Annotated in this window: 18 protein-coding genes; 16 read left to right on the top strand and 2 right to left on the bottom strand. The window is 70.3% G+C overall.

From position 1 onward, the window contains the following. The first annotated feature begins 5 nt into the window (after positions 1 to 5). The 9 genes from BLT23_RS31825 to BLT23_RS31785 all read left to right on the top strand — a co-directional run bounded on the left by BLT23_RS31825 (position 6) and on the right by BLT23_RS31785 (position 10,961). Entirely contained in the window at positions 6 to 1,034 is a 1,029-nt protein-coding gene (locus tag BLT23_RS31825) for a carbohydrate kinase family protein (RefSeq protein WP_090056020.1), read from the top strand. A 122-nt stretch (positions 1,035 to 1,156) separates the two neighbouring features. After that, positions 1,157 to 3,250, top strand: coding sequence for a transglycosylase domain-containing protein (locus BLT23_RS31820; RefSeq protein WP_245744399.1), 2,094 nt, complete (start codon positions 1,157 to 1,159; stop codon positions 3,248 to 3,250). Between the two features lie 622 nt (positions 3,251 to 3,872). Continuing rightward, the gene (locus tag BLT23_RS31815; RefSeq protein WP_245744397.1) at positions 3,873 to 4,706 is read left to right on the top strand and encodes a M23 family metallopeptidase; all 834 of its coding nucleotides are present in this window, start codon (positions 3,873 to 3,875) and stop codon (positions 4,704 to 4,706) included. 89 nt (positions 4,707 to 4,795) lie between these two features. Then, positions 4,796 to 6,244 (top strand): AMP-binding protein, encoded by a 1,449-nt coding sequence (locus tag BLT23_RS31810; RefSeq protein WP_245744395.1) that lies wholly within the window; start codon positions 4,796 to 4,798, stop codon positions 6,242 to 6,244. A 192-nt stretch (positions 6,245 to 6,436) separates the two neighbouring features. Continuing rightward, positions 6,437 to 7,948, top strand: coding sequence for an HAL/PAL/TAL family ammonia-lyase (locus tag BLT23_RS31805; protein ID WP_090056017.1), 1,512 nt, complete (start codon positions 6,437 to 6,439; stop codon positions 7,946 to 7,948). Then, positions 7,945 to 8,703 (top strand): hypothetical protein, encoded by a 759-nt coding sequence (locus tag BLT23_RS31800; protein WP_090056015.1) that lies wholly within the window; start codon positions 7,945 to 7,947, stop codon positions 8,701 to 8,703. Before BLT23_RS31805 ends, BLT23_RS31800 begins: the two co-directional genes overlap by 4 nt. Positions 8,704 to 8,716: 13 nt before the next feature. After that, entirely contained in the window at positions 8,717 to 9,373 is a 657-nt protein-coding gene (locus BLT23_RS31795) for an O-methyltransferase (protein WP_245744393.1), read from the top strand. A gap of 62 nt (positions 9,374 to 9,435) precedes the next feature. Continuing rightward, positions 9,436 to 10,386 (top strand): LLM class F420-dependent oxidoreductase, encoded by a 951-nt coding sequence (locus tag BLT23_RS31790; RefSeq protein ID WP_090056012.1) that lies wholly within the window; start codon positions 9,436 to 9,438, stop codon positions 10,384 to 10,386. A 2-nt stretch (positions 10,387 to 10,388) separates the two neighbouring features. Then, complete coding sequence (locus tag BLT23_RS31785; protein ID WP_090056009.1) at positions 10,389 to 10,961, top strand: TetR/AcrR family transcriptional regulator; 573 nt, start codon at positions 10,389 to 10,391, stop codon at positions 10,959 to 10,961. A 233-nt stretch (positions 10,962 to 11,194) separates the two neighbouring features. Here the strand turns inward: BLT23_RS31785 and BLT23_RS31780 are convergent, their stop codons facing one another. Beyond that, positions 11,195 to 11,644, bottom strand: coding sequence for a peroxiredoxin (locus tag BLT23_RS31780; RefSeq protein WP_090056007.1), 450 nt, complete (start codon positions 11,642 to 11,644; stop codon positions 11,195 to 11,197). 31 nt (positions 11,645 to 11,675) lie between these two features. Here BLT23_RS31780 and BLT23_RS31775 point away from each other — a divergent pair, with 31 nt between their 5' ends. From BLT23_RS31775 to treZ, 7 genes are all read left to right on the top strand, one after another. Then, positions 11,676 to 12,596 carry a LacI family DNA-binding transcriptional regulator gene (locus BLT23_RS31775; protein ID WP_090056149.1) on the top strand — a complete coding sequence of 307 codons (921 nt, stop codon included), beginning with the start codon at positions 11,676 to 11,678 and terminating at the stop codon, positions 12,594 to 12,596. Between the two features lie 4 nt (positions 12,597 to 12,600). After that, on the top strand, positions 12,601 to 13,026 hold the full coding sequence (locus tag BLT23_RS31770; protein WP_090056003.1) for a RidA family protein: 426 nt from the start codon (positions 12,601 to 12,603) through the stop codon (positions 13,024 to 13,026). A gap of 103 nt (positions 13,027 to 13,129) precedes the next feature. Further along, a complete protein-coding gene (locus BLT23_RS31765; RefSeq protein WP_090056000.1) occupies positions 13,130 to 14,944 on the top strand; it encodes a 4-alpha-glucanotransferase in 1,815 nt (604 codons plus the stop codon). A gap of 105 nt (positions 14,945 to 15,049) precedes the next feature. Further along, positions 15,050 to 15,343, top strand: coding sequence for a hypothetical protein (locus tag BLT23_RS31760; RefSeq protein ID WP_245744392.1), 294 nt, complete (start codon positions 15,050 to 15,052; stop codon positions 15,341 to 15,343). A gap of 60 nt (positions 15,344 to 15,403) precedes the next feature. Then, positions 15,404 to 17,509: a glycogen debranching protein GlgX gene (glgX, locus tag BLT23_RS31755; RefSeq protein WP_090055994.1), complete on the top strand. Its 2,106-nt coding sequence runs from the start codon at positions 15,404 to 15,406 to the stop codon at positions 17,507 to 17,509. Then, a complete protein-coding gene (treY, locus tag BLT23_RS31750) occupies positions 17,509 to 19,587 on the top strand; it encodes a malto-oligosyltrehalose synthase (RefSeq protein WP_090055991.1) in 2,079 nt (692 codons plus the stop codon). The genes glgX and treY overlap by 1 nt, the downstream gene beginning before the upstream one ends. Further along, entirely contained in the window at positions 19,584 to 21,257 is a 1,674-nt protein-coding gene (gene treZ, locus BLT23_RS31745; protein ID WP_090055988.1) for a malto-oligosyltrehalose trehalohydrolase, read from the top strand. The genes treY and treZ overlap by 4 nt, the downstream gene beginning before the upstream one ends. On the opposite strand, the gene BLT23_RS31740 is transcribed toward treZ, so the two are convergent. Beyond that, complete coding sequence (locus tag BLT23_RS31740; protein ID WP_090055985.1) at positions 21,176 to 21,520, bottom strand: ANTAR domain-containing protein; 345 nt, start codon at positions 21,518 to 21,520, stop codon at positions 21,176 to 21,178. The two genes, treZ and BLT23_RS31740, sit on opposite strands and share 82 nt — an antisense overlap. Positions 21,521 to 21,640: the final 120 nt, after the last annotated feature.

Below are 21,640 nucleotides of genomic sequence, written 5' to 3'. Positions count from 1 at the left end.
CACGCATGGCTGATGCGGACTACGACGTGTTGCTCACCGGCACCGTGTTCCTCGACATCATCTTCACCGGACTGCCCCGGCCACCGGCTCCCGGCACGGAGGTGTGGGCGGAGGGCCTCGGCTCGTGTCCCGGTGGGATCGCGAACCTCGCGGTGGCGTTGCGGCGGCTGGAGCTGAACACCGCGCTGGCGGCGGCGTTCGGTGAGGACGCTTACGGCGACTTCTGCTGGGACGTGCTGGCCGACCAGGAAGGCGTCGACCTCTCCTACTGCCGCCGGTTCTACGGGTGGCACTCGCCGGTGACCGTGTCGATGGCGATGGAGCGCGACCGTTCGATGGTCACGCACGGGCACAAGGCGCCGGTCGTCGCGGACGACCTCTTCAACCCGCCGCCGTCGGCGAAGGCGTGCTTCGTGCACATCCAGGCCGAGGACGAGGAGTGGGTGCGCACGGCGAAGCGGAACGGCGCGATGCTCTTCGCCGACATCGGCTGGGACCGGACCGGGGCGTGGTCGCCGGAACTGCTGCGCCGTCTCGACGGGTATGACGTCTTCCTCCCCAACCACGTGGAGGCGCAGGGCTACACGCGCACCGACACGCCGGAGGCCGCCGCGCGCAAGCTCGCCGAGCACCTGCCCGTGGTTGTCGTCACACGCGGCGGCGGGGGAGCGGTCGCCGTCGACAGCTCCACGGGCGAGTGCGTGGACGTGCCGGGGCTGAACGTGGCGCAGCTCGACGCGACCGGTGCCGGTGACGTGTTTGGCGCCGGGTTCGTGATGGGCACTCTGGCCGGGTGGCCCCTGGAGCACCGGGTGCGGTTCGCGAACCTGTGCGCCGCGCTGTCCGTGCAGCACTTCGGCGGGTCGCTGTCCGCTCCGGGGTGGGGAGACATCGCGGTCTGGTGGCGGACGGTGAGCAGGCGGCCCGACGAGGAGCTGGTGAAGTACGGCTTCCTCGACGACGTCCTGCCCGACCACACGGGCGTCGAGGTGAGGAGGGCCAGTCCGACGATCGGCCTCCGGTTGCTCCGGTAGGTTGAACAACAGTCGATCAGCGGACGCAACCTCACGGGCTTCTCGCGCGACTTAATACGTAGAGGAATCTCCGAGGTCAGTTCGGAAGGAGTTGCGGGTTGTTCGCCGCACGCGCGTCAGGCTTGGTCAAGTTGCTGGGGTTGTGCCTGACTGCGGGCGTGCTCCTCGCCGCGATGGTGTTCCCGTTCGTCGGAGGTCTCGGGCTCGCGTCCAACCGCGCCGCCGACACCGTCGACCAGACGTCGGGAGACCTCGCGAAGGGTGAGCTGCCTCTCGTCACCACCATTCAAGACATGAACGGCGACCCGATCGCCTACCTGTACGACCAGTACCGCGTTCCGCTCGACCAGGAGCAGATCTCGGACACCATGAAGGCCGCGATCCTCGCGATCGAGGACAAGCGCTTCTACGAGCACCAGGGCGTCGACTGGCAGGGCATCGCCCGTGCCGCCGCCAAGGCCGGTGTGGACGGTGGCGCGACGCAGGGCGCGTCGACGCTCACCCAGCAGTACGTGAAGAACTACATGGCGTTCGTGCTCGGCGCCGACAACGAGCAGGAAGCCTGGGAGAAGGCCACCGAGGCCACCATCGGCCGCAAGATGCGCGAGGCGCGCGTCGCCCTGCAGCTCGAGCAGCAGATGACGAAGGACGAGATCCTCACCGGCTACCTCAACATCGTGCCGCTGGGCAACCAGACCTACGGCGTCGGCGCCGCGGCCAAGGCGTACTTCGACACGACCGCCGACAAGCTGACGGTCCCGCAGGCCGCCCTGCTCGCCGCCATCGCGAACCGCCCGTCGTCGCTGAACCCGGGCTCCGCCCCCGAACGGGCGCTCGAACGCCGCAACATCGTCATCGACAAGATGCGCGAGAACGGCGCCTTCGGCGCGGACGAGAGCGAAGCCCGCAAGAAGGCCGACGAGTACAAGGCGGAACCGCTCGGCGTCGTCGAGGACCTGCAGATCCTCCCGAAGGGCTGCGTCGGCGCCGGTGACGGCCCGCTCTACGGCTTCTTCTGCTCCTACCTGCTCGACTACCTGCGCCAGTCGGGCATCACGAACAAGCAGCTGCAGCGCGGCGGCCTGACCATCAAGACGACGATGGACCCGAAGGCCACCAGGGCGGCGAAGGAGTCGGCCGAGCAGCAGGTGCCGAAGACGCAGGACGGCATCGCGAACGTCATGTCGGTCGTCGAGCCCGGCAAGGACAAGCACAAGGTCCGCGCCCTCGTCGCGTCCCGCGACTACGGCAACAACGCCGAGCTCGGCCAGGTCGCCCGCCCGGTGCCCGCCGAGGTCCTCCCGTTCGGCCCCGGTTCGGTGAACAAGGTCTTCACCGCCGCCGCGGCCCTGGAGAAGGGCGTCATCGGCATCGACAAGCAGATGGACGTCCCGAAGGTCTACTACTCGCGCGTCTACCCGAACGGCGGCGCGCCGTGGAAGGTCGAGAACGCGGGCACCTACCCGGAGAAGATGTCGCTGACCCAGGCCCTCGCCACGTCCCCGAACACGGGCTTCGTGATCCTGCAGGAGAAGGCGGGCCTGACCAACGTCGTCGACATGGCCTACCGCCTCGGCATGCGCGAGACCCTGCAGGGCGTCAACCGCGCGGGCGAGCCCATCAAGTCCGACAAGTCGAACGGTCCCACCCAGGGCGACTGGACGAAGCAGAACAACGCGGGCTCCTACACCCTCGGCCCCGGCGCCACCAGCGTCCTGGAGCTGGCCAACGTGGCCGCGACCATCGTCTCGAGCGGCACCTGGTGCCCGCCCACCCCGGTGGAGAAGGTCCTGGACCGCCACGGCAAGGAGATCGCGCTCAAGGAACAGAAGTGCGAGCAGGCCGTGGAGCCGGACCTGGCGAACTCCCTGGCCCAGGGCATGTCCCACGACACGACGGGCTCGGGCACGGCAGCGGCCGCAGCCACCGCCTCCGGCTGGAACCGCCCGACCATCGGCAAGACGGGCACCACCGAAGAGCACAAGTCGGTCGCCTTCATGGCCGCGACCCCGCAGTACGCGGGCGCCGTCATGACCTACGCCGACGGCAACCGCCCCGAGGTGATCTGCGCGAACCCGATCCGCTTCTGCCCCGGCAGCTCACAGGGCGTCTTCGGTGGCCAGGTGGCCGCACCGACCTGGTTCAACGCCATGAAGGTGATCCACGAGGGCCTGCCGGTGGCCCCGCTGCCGCCGGCAACGCCCCGTTACAAGTAAGACCGCGGCTCGGCGGGTTCTCCGCCAGACCGCTGAAGCAGAGGGCCGTCGGACGCCAAGCGCGTCCGGCGGCCTTTGCTGTGGGGGAGGGAGGGGCTGGGCGTCTCCCGGCCCGCCACCGGTCCGCCTCAGTCAGCTCTGGCCCACCAGTCGCGCCAAAGCCGCCTGCCTTCCAGCCGTGCCTCACACCCCCGCTCCGGACCACCCACAACCCCGCCCAGCGCCTCAAAACACTCCAGTAGCCAGCACTCCACCCAAAGTGACCATCCACCCCCCAAGGGCCACCCACCTCACCGCCCAAACCTTTCACGATAAAGCGACTGACCAGTACAAACCCCACAACGATCATTGGTCTGAAGCCCGTTATCCGAGACCGAACAGACTCGAATACGGAGAGTGACAAACAGTGGGCCTAATCACCTGAACGCGCTCATTGCTTGCCTCTGTCGGTCACGCGAGGTTACGTTTCCGGCCGCATGTCACGGTTCGATAACCGCAAGGACACGGACTTCCCCCGAAGCGGTCCAGTCCACCACCGGGCTCCCGAAAGCCCGCAGTCCGGCCTCCCGAAGCCGGGTGAAGCGCGGTTCTCCGAACTCTCCCCGAGTGCATGGAGGCAGTTTTGGCACGCCATCGTTTGGCACGCCAGCGAGTGAAGGGCGCGTTGGTCGACGTCGTCGACCGGGTGGACCTGGACCGCAAAAAGGCAGTTACGGCGGTTGTCGCCGCGGGCGCTCTCATCGGCGCCGGTTTCACCCAGGCGATGGCCACGGTCACGCCGATGGACCGCATCGTCCCCGTCGCGGCCACGAAGGACCTCGCCGCGGCGATGACCGCGCAGCCGGAGAAGGGGCCGCAGACGGTCCGGGCGCTCTACACGGTCTCGGAGACGCGCAAGCTCATCCAGGCCGAGCAGATCCAGGCGCAGTTCAACGTCAAAGAGGCGATCAGGGTCGCCGAGGGCGCGTTCGTCCAGCGCCAGGAGGCCGCCCAGGCCGAGGCCGCTCGTGTTGCGGCCGAGCAGGAGGCCGAGCGGGCCCGCGTCGCCGCCGAGGAAGAGGCGCGCCGGCCCCAGTGCGTGAAGCCCGCCGAGGGGACGTTCACGTCCGGGTTCGGTGCCCGCTGGGGCACGAGCCACAACGGTGTCGACATCGCGAACGCCATCGGCACGCCGATCGTGGCCGCCATGGAGGGCACCGTGATCGAGGCCGGTCCCGCTTCCGGGTTCGGGCTGTGGGTGCGCGTGCAGCACGCCGACGGCACCGTCACCGTCTACGGGCACATGAACACCATCGACGTGGCACAGGGTGCGCACGTCAAGGCCGGGCAGCAGATCGCGACGATCGGCAACCGCGGCCAGTCGACCGGGCCGCACCTGCACTTCGAGGTCTGGCTCGGCGGCTCGCAGAAGGTCAACCCCGTCGGGTGGCTCGCGGAGCGCGGCGTCAGCCTTTAGCCGGTCGGCCGAGCGTGTACAAGTAGTCGATCGACCACGAAAAGTGCCGATAGTCTCCGGCCACGCCGCCGGGCATCAGGTCCGGCGGCGTGGACACCGGAGCCGCGCCCGTGATCTACCGCAGCCCCCTGCCGGCGGTGGCCGTTCCCGAGGCCACGGTCCCCGAGCACGTCCTGCGGCGTGCTCGTCACGACGACGCGGTGGCGCTCGCCGACGCGGTCACGGGAGAGTCGCTCACCTACGCCGAGCTCGCCGAGCAGGTCCGCCGGGTCGCGGGCGGCCTCGTCCGCGGCGGCGTCCGGCCCGGTGACACCGTCGCGATCACGAGCCACAACCGGCCGCGGTTCGCCGTCGGCCTGCACGCCGCGATGGCGGCGGGTGCCGCGGTCGCGCTCATCAACCCCGTGCTTCCGCCGCGTGACGCGGACAGGCTCAAGGAGCTCGCGCACGTCTCGGCGACGCTCGACCTCGACGACCTCCCCGAGGACGAGACCGCGACGCTGCCGCGCGTGGACCCCGGCGGCACCGCGGCGATCCTGTTCTCCAGCGGCACCACGGGCCGCACGAAGGCCGTCCGGCTGAGCCACCGCGCGATCGTCGCGAACCTCGAACAGCACCGGCCCGGCTGGCGCATCGGTTCCGGCGACGTGCTCGCGGCGAACCTGCCGTTCTTCCACGTCTACGGCTTCACGATCATCCTCAACTCCGGCCTGCTCGGCGGCGCCACACTCGTGACGATGCCCCGCAGCGACGCCGGGACGTACCTGCGCCGCCTCGCCGAGCACCGCGTCACGCGGGCGTTCCTGGTGCCACCGCTGGCCGCCGCCATCGCGGACCACGAGGGGCCGGTGCCGCGCCAGCGCCTCAAGCTCGTCCTCTGTGGTGCCGCGCCGCTCGACGACGCCCTCCGCCGCGAGGCCGAACGCAAGCTCGGTGCGCCCGTCCGGCAGGGCTACGGGCTCACCGAGGCGGGCGGCACGCACCAGACGTTCGACGACGACCTGGAGAGCGATCCCACGAGTGTGGGCGTGCTGTGCCCGGGAACCGAGGCGCGCGTCGTCGACCCCGGCACCGGGGCCGACTCCGAGGAGGGCGAGCTGCTGATCCGCGGCCCCCAGGTGATGGACGGCTACCTCGGTGACGAGGAGGCGACGCGGCGGGCGTTCGTGGACGGGTGGCTGCGCACGGGGGATCTGGTGCGGGTCCGCGACGGCAGGTTCCACGTCGTCGACCGCATCAAGGAGATCATCAAGTGCAACGGGTACCAGGTCGCGCCCGCCGAGCTGGAGGACGTGCTGCGCCGCCACCCCGAGGTGGCGGACGCCGCCGTCGTCGGCCGGCCCGACCGGGCGCGAGGTGAGGTTCCCAAGGCTTTCGTCGTGACGCGGGGAGACGTCACGGCGGAGGAGCTGATCGCATTCGTGGCGGGGGAGGTGGCGCCCTACAAGAAGGTGCGCGCGGTCGAGTTCGTGGCGGAGATCCCGAAGTCCGTGTCGGGCAAGGTTCTGCGCCGCGTGCTCAAGGACGAATCGGTTTGACGCAAGGGTTTTCGGCGAAGTTCACGCCGGTGGAGCAGCCGGCGGGCGAACTCTCTGTCAACGGGCAACGAATTCCGCCACACGCATGCACGAGAACAAGATATTTCTGTTGGTAGTGCGTACCTAAGACCCTTCCTCGTCGACTGGTCAACGGGGATCGTCGCGAGTGGCCCCCAGTCGTCAGGAGGCGTCATGACTGTCGGAACTTCCCCCGCAACGTTGGACCTGTCCGCCGCGCTCGAACCGGAACACCTCGAGCTCGCGCGGAATCCCTTGCACGTCACCCTTTCGGCGGATGTGCGGGACCGTGTCGCGCGGTGTCGCGAGTTCGTCCTGGACATGAGCCGGTCGGGACGCGCCATCTACGGCGTCACAACGGGTTTCGGCCCGCTGGTCGAGTTCGAGGGCCGCGCGGACAGCGCGGGCCAGAGCGACAACACGATCCTGCACCACATCGTCGGCCACGGCGACCTGTTGCCACCGCACGTCGCACGCGCGGCTGTGCTCGCCCGGCTGTTCTCGTTGGCGCAAGGGCGATCCGGTGTGTCCGAGCAGGTCGTCTCCGCGCTGATCGCCATGCTGGACAGCCGGTTCGCGCCCGCCGTGCCGCGACTCGGTTCCGTTGGCGCCAGCGGTGACCTGCAACCGCTCGCGTACGTGGCACATTGCCTGCGCGGCAACGGGAACGCGTTCTTCGAAGGACGTCTGATGCCCGCCGGGGAGGCTCTCGCCCTCGCCGGGCTGCGGAAGCTGGAGCTGGACGGGCGGGACGCGCTCGCGTTGGTCAACGGCATCTCGGTGACGGCCGCGGCGCTCGGACTCGCTGTGGCACAGGCGGTCCGGGCACGACGCACCGCGGAGCTGCTGTCCGCCCTGATGGCCGACGTGCTGGGCTGCGGCACGGAGTACACCTCGGTTGGACTGCTGGCCGCGTTCGGGCACCCGGACGTCGCGGACACCGGTGCCGCGCTGCGGACCTGGCTCGAAGGAAGCGTTCCATCGGGTGAACGGCCGCTGCAGGAGGCTTACAGCATCCGCTGCACGCCGCAGCTGATCGGGGCGGCGGCCACGAACATCCGGCAGGCGGACGAGGTCGTGCGCCGCGACCTCAACGGGGTGAGCGACAACCCGTTGTTCTTCCCGGAGACCGGGGAGGTCGTGCACGGCGGCAACTTCTTCGGCCAGCCGGGCGCCTTCGCGGCCGACCAGCTCAACGTCGCGCTGGTGCAGCTCGGCAACCTCGCGGAACGCCAGCTCGACCTGCTCGTGGACCCCAGGCGCACCAACGGGTTGCCGCCGATGCTCAGCCCTGACCCCGGCAGGCACCACGCCGTGCAGGGCGTGCAGATCGGGGCGACCGCGACCGTCGCCGCGATGCGCAGGGCCGCCGCGCCGGCCTCCGTGCAGAGCCTGCCGACGAACCTGCACAACCAGGACGTCGTGCCGTTCGGCACACAGGCCGCGTTCACCGCGCTCGACCAGGCCCGCCTGCTGCGGTACCTGCACGCCGGACTGGCGGTCGCGGTGCGTCAGGCCGTCCACGTCGGCGCCCGCCGGCCGCGGTCGCCCCGGCTCGCGGAGGTGTTCGACCGGCTGGCCGCCGCGGTGCCGCCGATCGTGGCGGACCGCCCGCTCGACACCGCGATCGCCGGGGTCGCCGACCTGCTCGACACCGTCGCGTCCGAAGTGGAGAGTGTGCGATGAGCGCTCCCGTCTGCCTGCCCAGCTGGGGTCACACCTGGGTCGACCTGCCGGTCCTGCGCCTGCCGTCGCCGGGGGAGGACCTGATCCCGTGCGGGAGCGGGTGCTACCAGATCCCGATCCACATCAGCGCGCCGTCGGACCCGGTGGAACGCGCGGTGCACCGCTGGTTCCTCGGCCACCACGGCGCGTTCCTGGTCTGGCGGTTCCTGGCGGATTCACTCGATCGGTTGATACGTGAGCACGATTCGGAGCTCGTCCGTCTCGCTGCGCTTGGATACGACGCGTACTCGGTGATGTTCGCCTACGCGGGCAGCTGTTCCCGTGAGGTGTACGAGGACGTCATCCGGCCGATGATGGTGACGTTCGACCCGGCGTTCAGCGGGCGGTGGGCGCGTGACTACGAACCACTGCCTGGGCTGCTGCGCCGGGTGCGCACCGCACTGGGTCCCGTGGCGGCGGAACCGCTTTTCTCGGCGAGCAAGGCGAACTTGGTGGCACACATGGAGGTCATGCGCAAACTCGTCCCCGACGGCCAGTCGCTGCTGCGCGAGTCGGGACGTACGCGCGTGCCCACCACCGACGCCGAACGCGCGCGGTTCGACGAGTTCTTCCTCGTCAGCAGGGAGAACGTGTGCGTGAGCCGCTACGCCGCCCACCGCACCGCCGTGCTGACCGCCATCGACCAGGACCTGGCGGAACAACCGCTGCGGCCCGAGTACCGCGACACGCTGAGGACGTTGCTCACCCACCTATGAGAGAAGGCCGCGCGTGAACGACTTCAAGACCGTGGTCATGACGCCGCAGATCTACCGCTACGTGCGCACGCAGGCGGGGCGGCCCACCGAGGTGCAGGAGAAGCTGATCGCCCGCACCGCCGAGCTGGGCGACTCGGCGGAGATGCAGATCCCGCACGAGCAGGCGGTGCTGCTGTCCCTGCTGGTCAAGCTCACGGGGGCGCAGACCGTGGTCGAGGTCGGCACGTACACCGGGTACTCCACGCTGGCGTTCGCGCAGGCGCTCCCGCCGCACGGCAAGGTCATCACCTGCGACGTCTCCGCCGAGTGGACGGCGATCGCCGAGGAAGCCTGGCAGGCGGCGGGGGTACGGGAGCGGATCGACCTGCGGATCGGCAGCGCCGCCGAGACGCTGGCGGCGCTGCCGGGAGAGCCGGTGGTCGACCTGGTGTTCATCGACGCGGACAAGGCCGGGTACGCGCACTACTGGGACCTGCTGGTGCCGCGGGTCCGCCAGGGCGGCCTGCTGCTCGCGGACAACACGCTCTACTACGGGGAGGCCGCCGACGAGCAACCGACGGGCAACGCCGCCGCGATCGACGCCTTCAACAGGTTCGTGCTGGCCGACGAACGGGTGGAGTCGGTGCTGGTGCCGATCGCGGACGGGCTGACGGTGGCGCGGAAGAAGTAGGGTTGTACGCATACCGACCGGTCGGTAGGGTGCCCTCAAGTCGCTGACCTGGAGGGGCGCTCATGGCTCGTTGGGGAATCACGCTGCCGCTGATCGGTGTGCCGGTGCTGGAGCACCGCGCGCTGGTGTCCGAGCTCGCCGGGCTCGGCTACACCGACGTGTGGTCGGCCGAGACCACCGGGACGGACGCGTTCACGCCGCTGGCGCTGGCCGCCCAGTGGTCGGACGAGCTGCGCTTCGGCACGGCCATCGCCCCCGTCTACACGCGCGGCCCCGCCACCCTCGCGATGACCGCCGCGACCCTCGCCGAGGTGACCGGCGGGCGGTTCGTGCTGGGCATCGGCTCGTCCTCGCCCGCGATCGTGCAGCGCTGGAACGCCATCCCGTTCGAGGAGCCGTTCAAGCGCACCCGCGACACCCTGCGCTTCCTGAAGGCCGCGCTCGCGGGCGAGAAGGTCACCGCCGACTACGACACGTTCTCGGTCAAGGGCTTCAAGCTGGAGCGCCCGCCCGCGGAGAAGGTGCCGATCATGCTCGCCGCGCTGCGACCGAACATGCTGCGCCTGGCCGGTCGCGAGGCCGACGGCGCGATCACCAACTGGCTCGGGGCCGGGGACGTGCCGAAGGTGCGCGCCGAGCTGGGCGACGCCGAGCTGGCCGCCCGGATCTTCGTGTGCCCGACCGAGGACGCCGACGCCGCGCGGGCACTCGGCCGCATGCTGATCAGCACCTACCTGACCGTCCCCGCCTACGCGGCGTTCCACGACTGGCTGGGCCGCGGCGAGCTGCTGCGCCCGATGCACGAGGCGTGGGCCGCGGGCGACCGCAAGGCGGCCTCGAAGGCGATCCCGGACGAGGTCGTGGACGCGCTCGTCGTGCACGGTTCCGCCGAAGAGTGCCGTGCGCGCGTCGCCGAGTACCAGGCGGCCGGCGTGGACACGCCGGTCATCGCGCTGCTGCCGACCGGTGGCGACCAGGCCGCGCAGGTGCGCGCGCTGGCACCGCGGGCCTGACCGTGCCCACCGCGACCGAGCAGAAGATCATCGACGCGGCCGTGCGCCTGTTCGCGTCGCAGGGCTACGACGCGACCTCGGTGCAGGAGATCGTCAAGGCCGCCGAGGTCACCAAGGGCGCGCTCTACCACTACTTCCGCTCCAAGGACGACCTGCTCTTCGAGATCTACCGGCTGCTGATCACGGCCCAGTCCGCCGACCTGGACCGGATCATCGCCCTCGGCCTGCCCGCCGCCGACACGGTCCGCGAGATCATGCGCTCGCTCGTCGTCTCCACGGCGGAGCGGGTCGACGAGACGAGCGTGTTCTTCCGCGAGCTGCACCGGCTCGGCCAGGAGCGGATGGCCGACTTCCGCGCCGAGCGGCGGCGCTACCACGAGACGTTCCTCGCGGTGGTCGAGAAGGGACAGGCGGACGGCGAGTTCAGCTCGGCGGTGCCGGCGGACACCGTCGTGCTCGTCGCGGTCGGCGTCGTCAACCAGCTGCCGACGTGGTTCCGGCCGGACGGCCAGAAGAGCCCCGCCCGGCTGGCTGACGAGATCGCCGACTTCGTGCTGGCCGGCCTGCGGACCTGAGGACGCTTCCAGCAGCTGTCCGTAACCCCCGGCCCCGCTCGCGACTCTCTTTCGTGTTTCCCGCCGGGTACGCGGGGGCCCTACGTCCCATCCGCTCGAACGCGGGGGCCCCGCGTCCTATAGCCACGTCACGCGGAGGCAGCGGGGAACACTGGCGGATTACGCACGGGAGGGTGCGTGGCGGGTCGCGGTGGGCAGGACCTCTGGTGCAGCGCCTGGGGTGGTACCAGGTTTTAACGGCCGCGCAGGGCGGCCAGGGCCTTGTCGGCGTGCGCGTTCATGGAGAACTCGCTCCTGATCACCGAGATGACCTCGCGGCCGGTTCCGATGACGAACGTGTGCCGCTTGATCGGCATCGCCGCGAACCGCCGCCGTACGCCGAACTGCTCCGCGACCGCGCCGTCGGTGTCCGACAGCAACGGGTAGTCGAAGGCGTGCAGCTCGGCGAACTGCTTCTGCTTCGCCACGTCGTCCATGGAGATGCCGACCCGCTGGGCGCCCGCCTCCGCGAACTCGGCGGCCAGGTCGCGGAAGTGGCAGCTCTCCGCCGTGCAGCCGCGGGTCATCGCGGCGGGGTAGAAGAACAGCACGACCGGGCCGTTCTCCAGCAGTTCGGAGAGCTTGCGCTCGGTGCCGTCCTGGTCGGGCAGGCTGAAGTCGGGGGCGAGGTCGCCGGGCTCCATGGATCTCCAATACGCTCGGGCCGTGACCAGCATGTCCGACGTGGCCAGGGCCGCAGGGGTGTCCGCCGCGACCGTATCGCGTGCCCTGCGAGGCGAACCGGGCGTGTCCGAGGCCACGAGGCAGCACGTCAGCGAGGTCGCGCGGCGGATGAAGTACGCCATCGCGCGCGACGCGTCCTCGCTGGCCGGTGGGCGCCGGTACGCGATCGCGGTGCTCACCGCGGAGGTGAGCCCGGTGCTGGCGGGGGCGGAGGGCGCGCTGCGGCAGGCCGGGTACGACGTCCTTCTTTACGTCCTCGCTGACCGCGAGGCGCGCGCGAAGTTCTTCGGCGACCTGCCGCTGGGGCGCAGGGTCGACGGCGTGCTGCTGCTGTCGATGTCCCTCACCGACGCCGAGCAGACGGCGCTGGAGTCGCTGGAGGTCCCGCACATCGCGGTCGACGACACCGACCTGCGGCACGCGCTGCAGACCGCCGTCGAGCACCTGCGGGGCCTCGGGCACCGCGACGTGGCACTGGTGCTGGCCGACGGCGTCGACGAGTCCTACGACGAGATCCTCACGGCCGCCGGGCTCGAAGTGCGTCCCGAGTGGACCGTCTGGTGCTCGCCCACTGTCGACGGCGGCGAGCAGGTGGTGGACGTGCTGCTCGACGGCGAACGGCTGCCCACGGCGGTGATCAGCTCGAACGGCGCGGCGGCGCTCGGGATCTTCCTGCGCGTGCAGCGCGACGGGCGGGCGGTGCCGGACGAGCTGTCGATCGTGTCGCTCGACGGCCAGGAGCTCACCCGCGTCGTCGGGCTGACCGCGGTCGAGGGCGCGGAACGCGAGCAGGGCGAACGGGCCGTCGCCGACCTGCTGACGCTGGTCAGGGGCGGGCAGGTCGAACCGGCCGAGCACCCGCTGCGGCTCGTCGTCCGCAACTCCAGCGGCCCGGCCGCCGGCGCGGGGTGACGACGTGCCCGCCGAAGAACGCCTGACCGAGCTGCCGGGACTGCCCGGCACCCCCGGCTACGCCCACGCGGTGACGGTCTCCGGCAGGCTCGCGTTCGTCTCCGGCCAGGTCGCGGTCGACGCCACCGGACGCGTCGTCGGCGTGGACGACCTGGCCGCGCAGACCCGCCAGGCGCTGAGCAATCTTCATCACGTCATCTCCGTGTTTGGCGCGGACTGGTCGGATGTCGTCAAGTTCACCTGGTACGTGCTGGACGTGTCCGACGTGCAGACCATTCGCGACGTGCGTGACGAAATGCTGCGGCCGGTCCTCGGTGAACTCCACAACCCTGCCAGCACGCTGGTCCAGGTCGCGGGGTTGTTCGGGCCCGACTTCCTCGTCGAGGTGGAGGCCGTGGTGTCCATTCCTGATCAAGCATCGGATGTTTAGCCGCCTGACGCGGCAGTCAGTTTCCGACCGGCCTGCACCCATCGGGTGACCAGGGACCATTTGCTCTGGTAATGCCGCCCCGGCTGTGACATAGCTTGTACCCGTGGAGGACCTGCTGGTTCGGCTGGCGGACGCCTACGGCGTCGCCACCCGGTATGAAAACTCCGACCAGCAAGAGGTGGTCGTCGAGACGGACGTGGTCGTGAAGGTCCTCGCCCAGTTCGGGGTGGACGCGTCCACAGAGGACTCGGCCGCCCGTGCGCTGGCCGAGGTCGAGGAGCGCCGCGCGGCGCGGGCGTTGCCGCCCACGATCGTCCTGCGCGAGCACGACACCTGCGACCTGGGCGGCCCCGCGACGGTCGAGCTGGAGGACGGCACGTCGCTCGCCGTCGACCGGCACCTGCCGGACAGCCTTCCGCTGGGCTGGCACCGGATCGTCACGGCGGACCAGACGGTGACGCTCGCGGTCGCGCCCAGGAAGCTGCCCGAGGTGCCGCGGACGTGGGGCTGGATGCTGCAGCTGTACGCGGCGCGCTCGAAGGACTCGTGGGGGATGGGCGACTTCGCCGACCTCGCGACGATCGCCCGCCGCTCCAGCCTGGAGCTCGACGCCGGTGTCGTGCTGGTCAACCCGGTGCAGGCGCCGAGCCTCACGCACCCGGTCGAGCGCTCGCCGTACTCGCCCACCAGCCGCCGGTTCGCGAACCCGCTCTACCTGCGCGTCACGGACACCGCCGAGTTCCTGCAGGCGTGCCCGCGCACCCGCCAGCTCATCCGCGACCTCCGGCCGGACAACCAGGAGCTGATCGACTACGACGCGATCTGGGACGCGAAGCGGCAGGCTCTGGAGCTGCTCTTCCCCGGCGGCGAGATCGAGGTGGACGCCGAGCTGGAGAAGTTCGCGACCTACTGCGCGCTCGCCGAGGTGCACGGCCCCGACTGGCGGGAGTGGCCCGCCGACCGCGCGCAGCCGTCACCTGAACGGGTTGCTTTTCACGCCTGGGTGCAGCACCTGTGCAGCCGGCAGCTTCAAGACGTGCGGGTCGCCGCGCACGAGGCGGGAATGGCCGTCGGCGTCATCCACGACCTCCCGGTGGGCGTCGCCCCCGGCGGCGCGGACACCTTCGCGGACCCGGACGTGTTCGCCATCGACGTGACGGTCGGCGCGCCGCCGGACGCGTTCAGCGCGGACGGCCAGGGCTGGGGCCTGCCGCCGTGGCGCCCGGACAAGCTCGCGGAGACCGGCTACCGCCCGTTCCGCCAGGTGCTGCGCAGCGTGCTGCGGCACGCCGACGGCATCCGGATCGACCACGTCGCCGGGCTGTGGCGGCTGTGGTGGATCCCGCCGGGCGAGCCGCCGTCGCGCGGCACGTACGTCTACTACGACGCCGACGCCATGCTGGGCGTGCTGGCGCTGGAGGCGTACCGGGCCGGTGCTGTCGTCGTCGGCGAGGACCTCGGCACGGTCGAGCCGGTCGTCACGAAGACGTTGCAGGAGAACGGCATGCTGACCAGCGCCGTGCTCTACTTCCAGCGCGACTACTACGTGGAGGGTCATCCGCTGATCCCGCCGGCGCGGTGGAACCCGAACCAGATGGCGAGCATCTCGACGCACGACCTGCCCACCGCGGCGACGTTCTTCGCGGGGGAGGACGGACCCGACTTCGACGAGCTGATGCGCCAGGAGGGCGTGCGGGCCGCGGACCGGGTCGAGGGCGCGCACGAGCTGCTCGCGCAGGCACCCTGCGCCCTGGTCCTGACGTCCCCCCAGGACGCTCTGGGCGAGACCCGGCAGCCCAACGTGCCGGGCACGATCGACGAGCACCCGAACTGGCGCATCCCGCTGCCGGTCCCGCTGGAGGACTTCTTCCCGCGGGTCAGGGAGATCACCAGGCCGCTGCGCGGCCGGGGAAGATGAAACTTCGGCTTAACGGCAGGTCGTGAACCTGCGGAGTACGCTGAGGCCGTCACCCGACGGCGGACGACGAACGTTTTGGAGGTGGCGTAACAGATGAGCTCAGCCGTGAGCACACGGACATCGACCGAGGTGCTGGAACTCGCCGTGGAGCAGGTGCTCGCCGCGGTGAGACCTGCCTCGCTCGGCGACCCGGTCGCCGGGGCCCGGCACGCGGAGGAGTCGCTGCGCGACGCGTTGCGGGACACGGGACCCGTGGCGGACGACAACGTGGCGCTGAGGTACGCCCTGGCGTGCGCCGAGGCCGCGTGTGAACACCTGAAGTACTGCGAGATCCAGGAAGCGCGCACCTTGCTCACGGCCGCACGTGGGCAGCTCGTCCTGGCGCGTTCCGCGGCGTGATGCCGGGTCGGGGTTAGGCGGATAGGGTCGGCGGGTAGCTACCTGCGTGTGAGGAGCATCGTGCGACCCTGGCCTGGTACGCCCTACCCGCTAGGCGCTGGATATGACGGCGTTGGCACCAATTTCGCCCTGTTCTCCGAAGTCGCGGACTACGTGGAGCTCTGCCTCTTCGACGACGACGGCACAGAGACACGTGTGAGGCTGCCGGAGGTGGACGGCTTCGTCCACCACGGCTACCTGCTGGGAGTCGGGCCAGGACAGCGGTACGGCTACCGCGTCCACGGCCCGTACGACCCCGAGCGGGGTCTTCGCTGCAACCCCAACAAGCTCCTGATCGACCCGTACGCCAAGGCCATCTCCAACGGCCTGGCGTGGGACGAAGCCCTGTACGGGTACAAGTTCGGGTCACCCGACGAGCGCAACGACGCCGACTCGGCCGAGTTCGTGCCGAAGTCCGTCGTCGTGAACCCGTTCTTCGACTGGACGAACGACCGTTCACCGCGCACGCCGTACCACGAAAGTGTGATTTACGAGGCCCACGTCCGCGGTTTGACGATCGACCACCCCGAGATCCCGCCGAAGCTGCGCGGCACCTACGCGGGCCTCGCGCACCCGGTGATGATCGACCACCTCCGCAAGCTCGGCGTGACCGCCGTCGAGCTGATGCCCGTGCACCAGTTCATCAGCGACCACACGCTCGCCGAGCGCCGCCTGTCGAACTACTGGGGCTACAACACGATCGGGTTCTTCGCCCCGCACGACGGCTACGCGGCCTTGCCGCTCAACCAGGTGCAGGAGTTCAAGGGCATGGTCCGCGCCCTGCACCAGGCGGGCATCGAGGTCATCCTCGACGTCGTCTACAACCACACGGCGGAGGGCAACCACCTCGGCCCGACGCTGTCCATGCGCGGCATCGACAACGAGTCGTACTACCGGCTGGTCGAGGACGACCCGAAGTTCTACATGGACTACACGGGCACCGGCAACTCGCTGAACGTGCGCAGCCCGCACACCTTGCAGCTGATCATGGACTCGCTGCGCTACTGGGTGACGGAGATGCACGTCGACGGGTTCCGCTTCGACCTCGCCGCGGCGCTCGCCCGCGAGTTCTACGACGTCGACCGGCTGGCGACCTTCTTCGAAGTCGTGCAGCAGGACCCGGTGGTCTCGCAGGTGAAGCTGATCGCGGAGCCGTGGGACGTCGGTCCCGGCGGCTACCAGGTCGGCAACTTCCCTCCTCAGTGGACCGAGTGGAACGGCAAGTACCGCGACACCGTCCGCGACTTCTGGCGCGGCGAGCCCGCGACGATGGGCGAGTTCGCCTCGCGTATCACCGGCTCGTCCGACCTCTACCAGGACGACGGCCGCCGCCCGTACGCGTCGATCAACTTCGTCACCGCGCACGACGGCTTCACGCTGAACGACCTGGTGTCGTACAACGACAAGCACAACGAGGCCAACGGCGAGGACAACCGCGACGGCGAGAGCCACAACCGCTCGTGGAACTGCGGCGTCGAGGGACCGACCGACGACGCGGAGGTGCGTGAGCTGCGCGCCCGGCAGCGGCGCAACCTGATGGCCACCATGCTGCTCTCGCAGGGCGTGCCGATGATCCTGCACGGCGACGAGTTCGGCCGGACGCAGAACGGCAACAACAACGCCTACTGCCAGGACAACGAGGTCTCGTGGGTCGACTGGTCGCTCGCGGAGGCCAACTCCGAGCTGATGGAGTTCACCTCGGCGGTCACGGCGTTCCGCAAGGCGCACCCGGTGTTCCGGCGCAAGCGCTTCTTCGCGGGCAGGCCGATCCGCAAGGGCGAGGAGCTGCGCGACATCGCGTGGTTCACGCCGGCGGGCGAGGAGATGACCGAGCAGAACTGGGAGGACGACTTCGGCAAGTGCATCGTCATCTTCCTCAACGGTGAGGGCATCCCGGACCTCGACGCGCGCGGCATGCGGGTGGTCGACGACTCGTTCCTGATGGCCTTCAACGCCCACCACGAGGACATCGAGGTGACGCTGCCCGACGCCGAGTACGGTCCGGAGTGGACCGTCGTCGTCGACACGGCGACCGGTCAGGTCGGCGACTCGGAGAAGCCGGTCGCGGCGGGGGACACCCTGAACCTCACCGCGCGATCGCTCGTCGTGCTGCGCAGGGTGGGCTGATGGGCGCGCCGTCCTCCACCTACCGCGTCCAGTTCACCCCGTCCTTCACCTTCGCCGACGCCGCGGGCATCGCGGACTACCTGGCACGTCTGGGTGTCGGCGCGCTCTACGGCTCGCCGATGCTGGACGCGCGGGAGGGGTCGACGCACGGCTACGACGTCGTAGACCCGACCCGCGCCCGGCCGGAGCTGGGCGGCGAGGCCGGGCGGGTGGCGATGCAGGAACGCCTCACCGAGCTGGGCCTCGGCCTGGTCGTCGACATCGTGCCCAACCACATGGTCGTGCCGAACCCGTGGTGGGACGACGTCCTCGAACACGGGCAGGAGTCGAAGTACGCGCGGTACTTCGACATCGACTGGTCGTCGGGCAAGGTGCTGCTGCCCGTCCTCGCCGAGGACGCCGAGGACGAGGTGCACGAACACCACGTCAAGGTGAACTGGCGGCGCGGCAACACCGAGCTGAACTACCGCCGGTTCTTCGACATCACCGAGCTCGCCGCCATCCGGGTCGAGGACCAGGAGGTGTTCGAGGCGACGCACCGCGAGGTGCTCTCGTGGGGCGTCCAGGGCCTGCGCATCGACCACCCGGACGGGCTCGCCGACCCCGGCGGTTACTTCCGCAAGCTGCGCGAGCACTTCGACGGCTGGCTCGTCGTCGAGAAGATCCTCGGGCCGGACGAGCAGCTGCCGCAGAGCTGGCCGGTCGACGGCACCACGGGCTACGACGCGTTGCGCGAGGTCTGCGGCGTGTTCGTGGCGCCGACGGACGCGTTCGCCGGTGACTTCCACGCCGTCGAGCACGCGGCGCGGCAGCAGGTGGCCGACTCGATCCTGGTGGCCGAGGTGCGCAGGATCGCCCGGCTCGTGCGGGACGTGCCGTTCGAGGACGCCTGCCGGGCCGTCGCCGAGGTGATGGTCAACTTCCCGGTCTACCGCTCGTACCTCCCCGAGGGCGCGCGGTACTGGGAGGCGGCGGTGAAGCTCAGCAGCTCGCCGGCGGTGCGCGCGCTGGACGAGCAGGTCCGCGCCGACCCGCACGGCGAGCTCGCGACCCGGATCCAGCAGACGTCCGGCATGGTCGTCGCGAAGGGCACCGAGGACACCGCGTTCTACCGGTACACGAACTTCGTCGCGCTCAACGAGGTCGGCGGCTCCCCGGACAGGTTCGGCCTGCCGGTGGAGGAGTTCCACCAGCGGGCCGCGCGGCGCGAGTCGGGCGAGCCGCTGGCGATGACCGCGTTGTCGACGCACGACACCAAGCGGTCGGAGGACGTGCGGGCCCGGCTCGCCGTGCTCGCCGAGATCCCCGACGAGTACCTGGCGTTCGAGTCCGAGATGAACGAGAAGCACGGTTTGTCCGAACCGACGCTCAACCGGCTCGCGTGGCAGTCGCTCGTCGGCGCGTGGCCGATCACCGAGGACCGCCTCGCCCAGTACCTGGAGAAGGCGTCCAGGGAGGCGAAGGTCAGGACGTCCTGGGTGGACCGGGACGAGGAGTTCGACGCCGAGGTGGCGGCCTGGCCCGCGCAGGTGCTGGACGAGCCCGCCGTCGCCGCGTTCGCCGAACGCGTCACGGCCCCCGGCTGGTCCAACTCGCTGGGGCAGAAGCTGGTCCAGCTCACCGCGCCGGGCGTGCCGGACGTCTACCAGGGCACCGAGCTGTGGGACTTCTCGCTCGTCGACCCGGACAACCGCCGTCCCGTCGACTACGACCTGCGGCGCGAGCTGCTGGAGCGGATCGAGTCCGGCTGGCTGCCCGAGGTCGACGAGTCGGGCGCGGCGAAGCTCCTGGTGGTGCACAAGGCGTTGCAGGTGCGCAAGCGGGGCCTGCACGGCTACCGCGCGTTGCGGGCCGAGGGCGCCGCGGCGGAGCACGTGCTCGCGTTCCAGCGCGGCGGCGTGATCACGGTGGCCACCAGGCTGCCCGTCACGCTGGCCCGCAAGGGCTGGCAGGACACGGTTCTGCCGCTGCCGGGTGCGAAGTGGACGGACGTGCTCACGGGCCGTCCCGCCGCGGAGGACCTGGCGTCGTTGCTCGACCGCTATCCGGTGGCACTGCTCGTGCAGGGGGACCAGTGACCTTCTCCGTGTGGGCACCGACGCTCGAGTCGGTGCAGGTCCGCGTCGACGGCGTGGACCACGAGATGAAGCGCGACGGCGAGTGGTGGCGCTCCGACGCCGAGGGGACGGACTATGCGTTCGTCATCGACGGCGAGGCGTATCCGGACCCGAGGTCGTTGTGGCAGCCGAACGGCGTGCACGAGGCGTCGCGGGTCTACCGCCACGACTACGAGTGGGGCGACGGCGGCTGGACCGGCCGGGCGCTTCCCGGCGGAGTCATCTACGAGCTGCACATCGGCACGTTCACGCCGGAGGGCACGTTCGACGCCGCCATCGGCAAGCTCGACCACCTCGTCGACCTCGGCATCTCGTTCGTCGAGGTCATGCCGGTGAACAGCTTCGACGGCGTCGAGGGCTGGGGTTACGACGGCGTGCTCTGGGGCGCCGTGCACGAGCCCTACGGCGGGCCGGACGGGTTCAAGCGGTTCGTGGACGCCTGCCACGCCCGTGGCCTCGCCGTGCTGCTCGACGTCGTCTACAACCACCTCGGGCCGTCCGGCGCGTACCTCGACAAGTTCGGGCCGTACTTCGCCGGGCGCAACGACTGGGGACCGGGCCTCAACCTCGACGGTCCCGGCTCCGACGAGGTGCGCCGGTACGTGATCGACAACGCGCTGCAGTGGCTGCGGGACTTCCACGTCGACGGGCTGCGGCTCGACGCCGTGCACGCCCTCGCAGACCAGCGCGCGGTGCACGTCCTGGAGGAGCTGGCCGTCGAAGTGGACGCGCTCTCAGCGTCGCTGGGGCGGCCGCTGACGCTGATCGCCGAGTCCGACCTGAACGACGCCAAGCTCGTGACGGCACGCGAAGGCGGCGGGTACGGCCTGCACGCGCAGTGGTCCGACGACCTGCACCACGCGCTGCACGTCGCGCTCACCGGCGAGACGTTCGGCTACTACGAGGACTTCGCGGCGCCGGACGCGGTGAAGACCACGCTGGAGAAGGTGTTCTTCCACGCGGGCACCTGGTCGTCGTTCCGCGGCAAGCACCACGGCAAGCCGGTGGACACGGCGTTGATCCCCGGTCACCGTTTCCTGGCGTACACGCAGAACCACGACCAGGTGGGCAACCGCGCCACCGGCGACCGTCTGCCGGCGACGGTGCCGACGGGGAAGCTGTTGTGCGCGGCGGCGATCGTGCTGTGCTCGCCGTACACGCCCATGATCTTCATGGGGGAGGAGTGGGCCGCCTCGACGCCGTGGCAGTTCTTCGCGTCCTTCCCGGACCCAGGTCTGGCCGAGGCGGTGCGGACGGGCAGGCGGCGCGAGTTCTCCCGGCACGGCTGGGGCGAGTCCGAGGTGCCGGACCCGATGTCGCCGCAGACCGTCGAGAACTCGCGGCTGAGGTGGGACGAGGCCCGTGAGGGTGATCACTCGATCGTGCTGGACACGTACCGGGCGCTGATCGCGTTGCGCCGCTCCCGCCCGGAGCTGGCCGACTCGCGGCTGGACCGGTTCGTGGTGGAGCAGGACGGGGCGTGCTTCGTGCTGCACCGCGGGACGACCCGCGTGGTGGTGAACCTGGGCACGGCACCCGTCCCGCTGCCTCAGGGCGAGGTGCTGCTGACCTCCTCGGCCAGCCCGTCGTCGGTCCTGCCGGAGTCGTTCGCGGTGGTCGCGCCGACGTGATCCCACAGCGCCTGGTCGGCCGGGTCCACCGGCCGGCCGAGGTGCGCCTGCACGAACGCGGTCACCAGGCGGTCGGCGGCGACGTGCAGCTTGATGTTGTGGTGCTGGGAGATGTGCACCAGCAGCTGGAAAGCCTGCTGGGGTGTGCAGGGCTTGCGGGCGGCGATCAGGCCCGATGCCTGCCCGATGACTGTCCGGGACACCAGAGCCTTGCGCAGCCCCGCCACCTCGGCCTCGAGGGCGGTGATTCTCGCGGACGGCACCGCCGGCTCCTTTCGCGTCGTCGTGTCACAGCGGCATGCCGGTGTGAGGACGGTGCTCTGAAGCTGCACTGCGAAGGGCGGGCACACCCAGAGCAAGCCGTCACATCGGCTTGCGGCTGG

Source organism: Lentzea fradiae, from assembly GCF_900100955.1.
GTDB classification, from domain to species: domain Bacteria; phylum Actinomycetota; class Actinomycetes; order Mycobacteriales; family Pseudonocardiaceae; genus Lentzea; species Lentzea fradiae.
The sequence above is the reverse complement of the archived record's forward strand: the minus strand, read 5'-3'. Positions and strand labels throughout refer to the sequence as shown.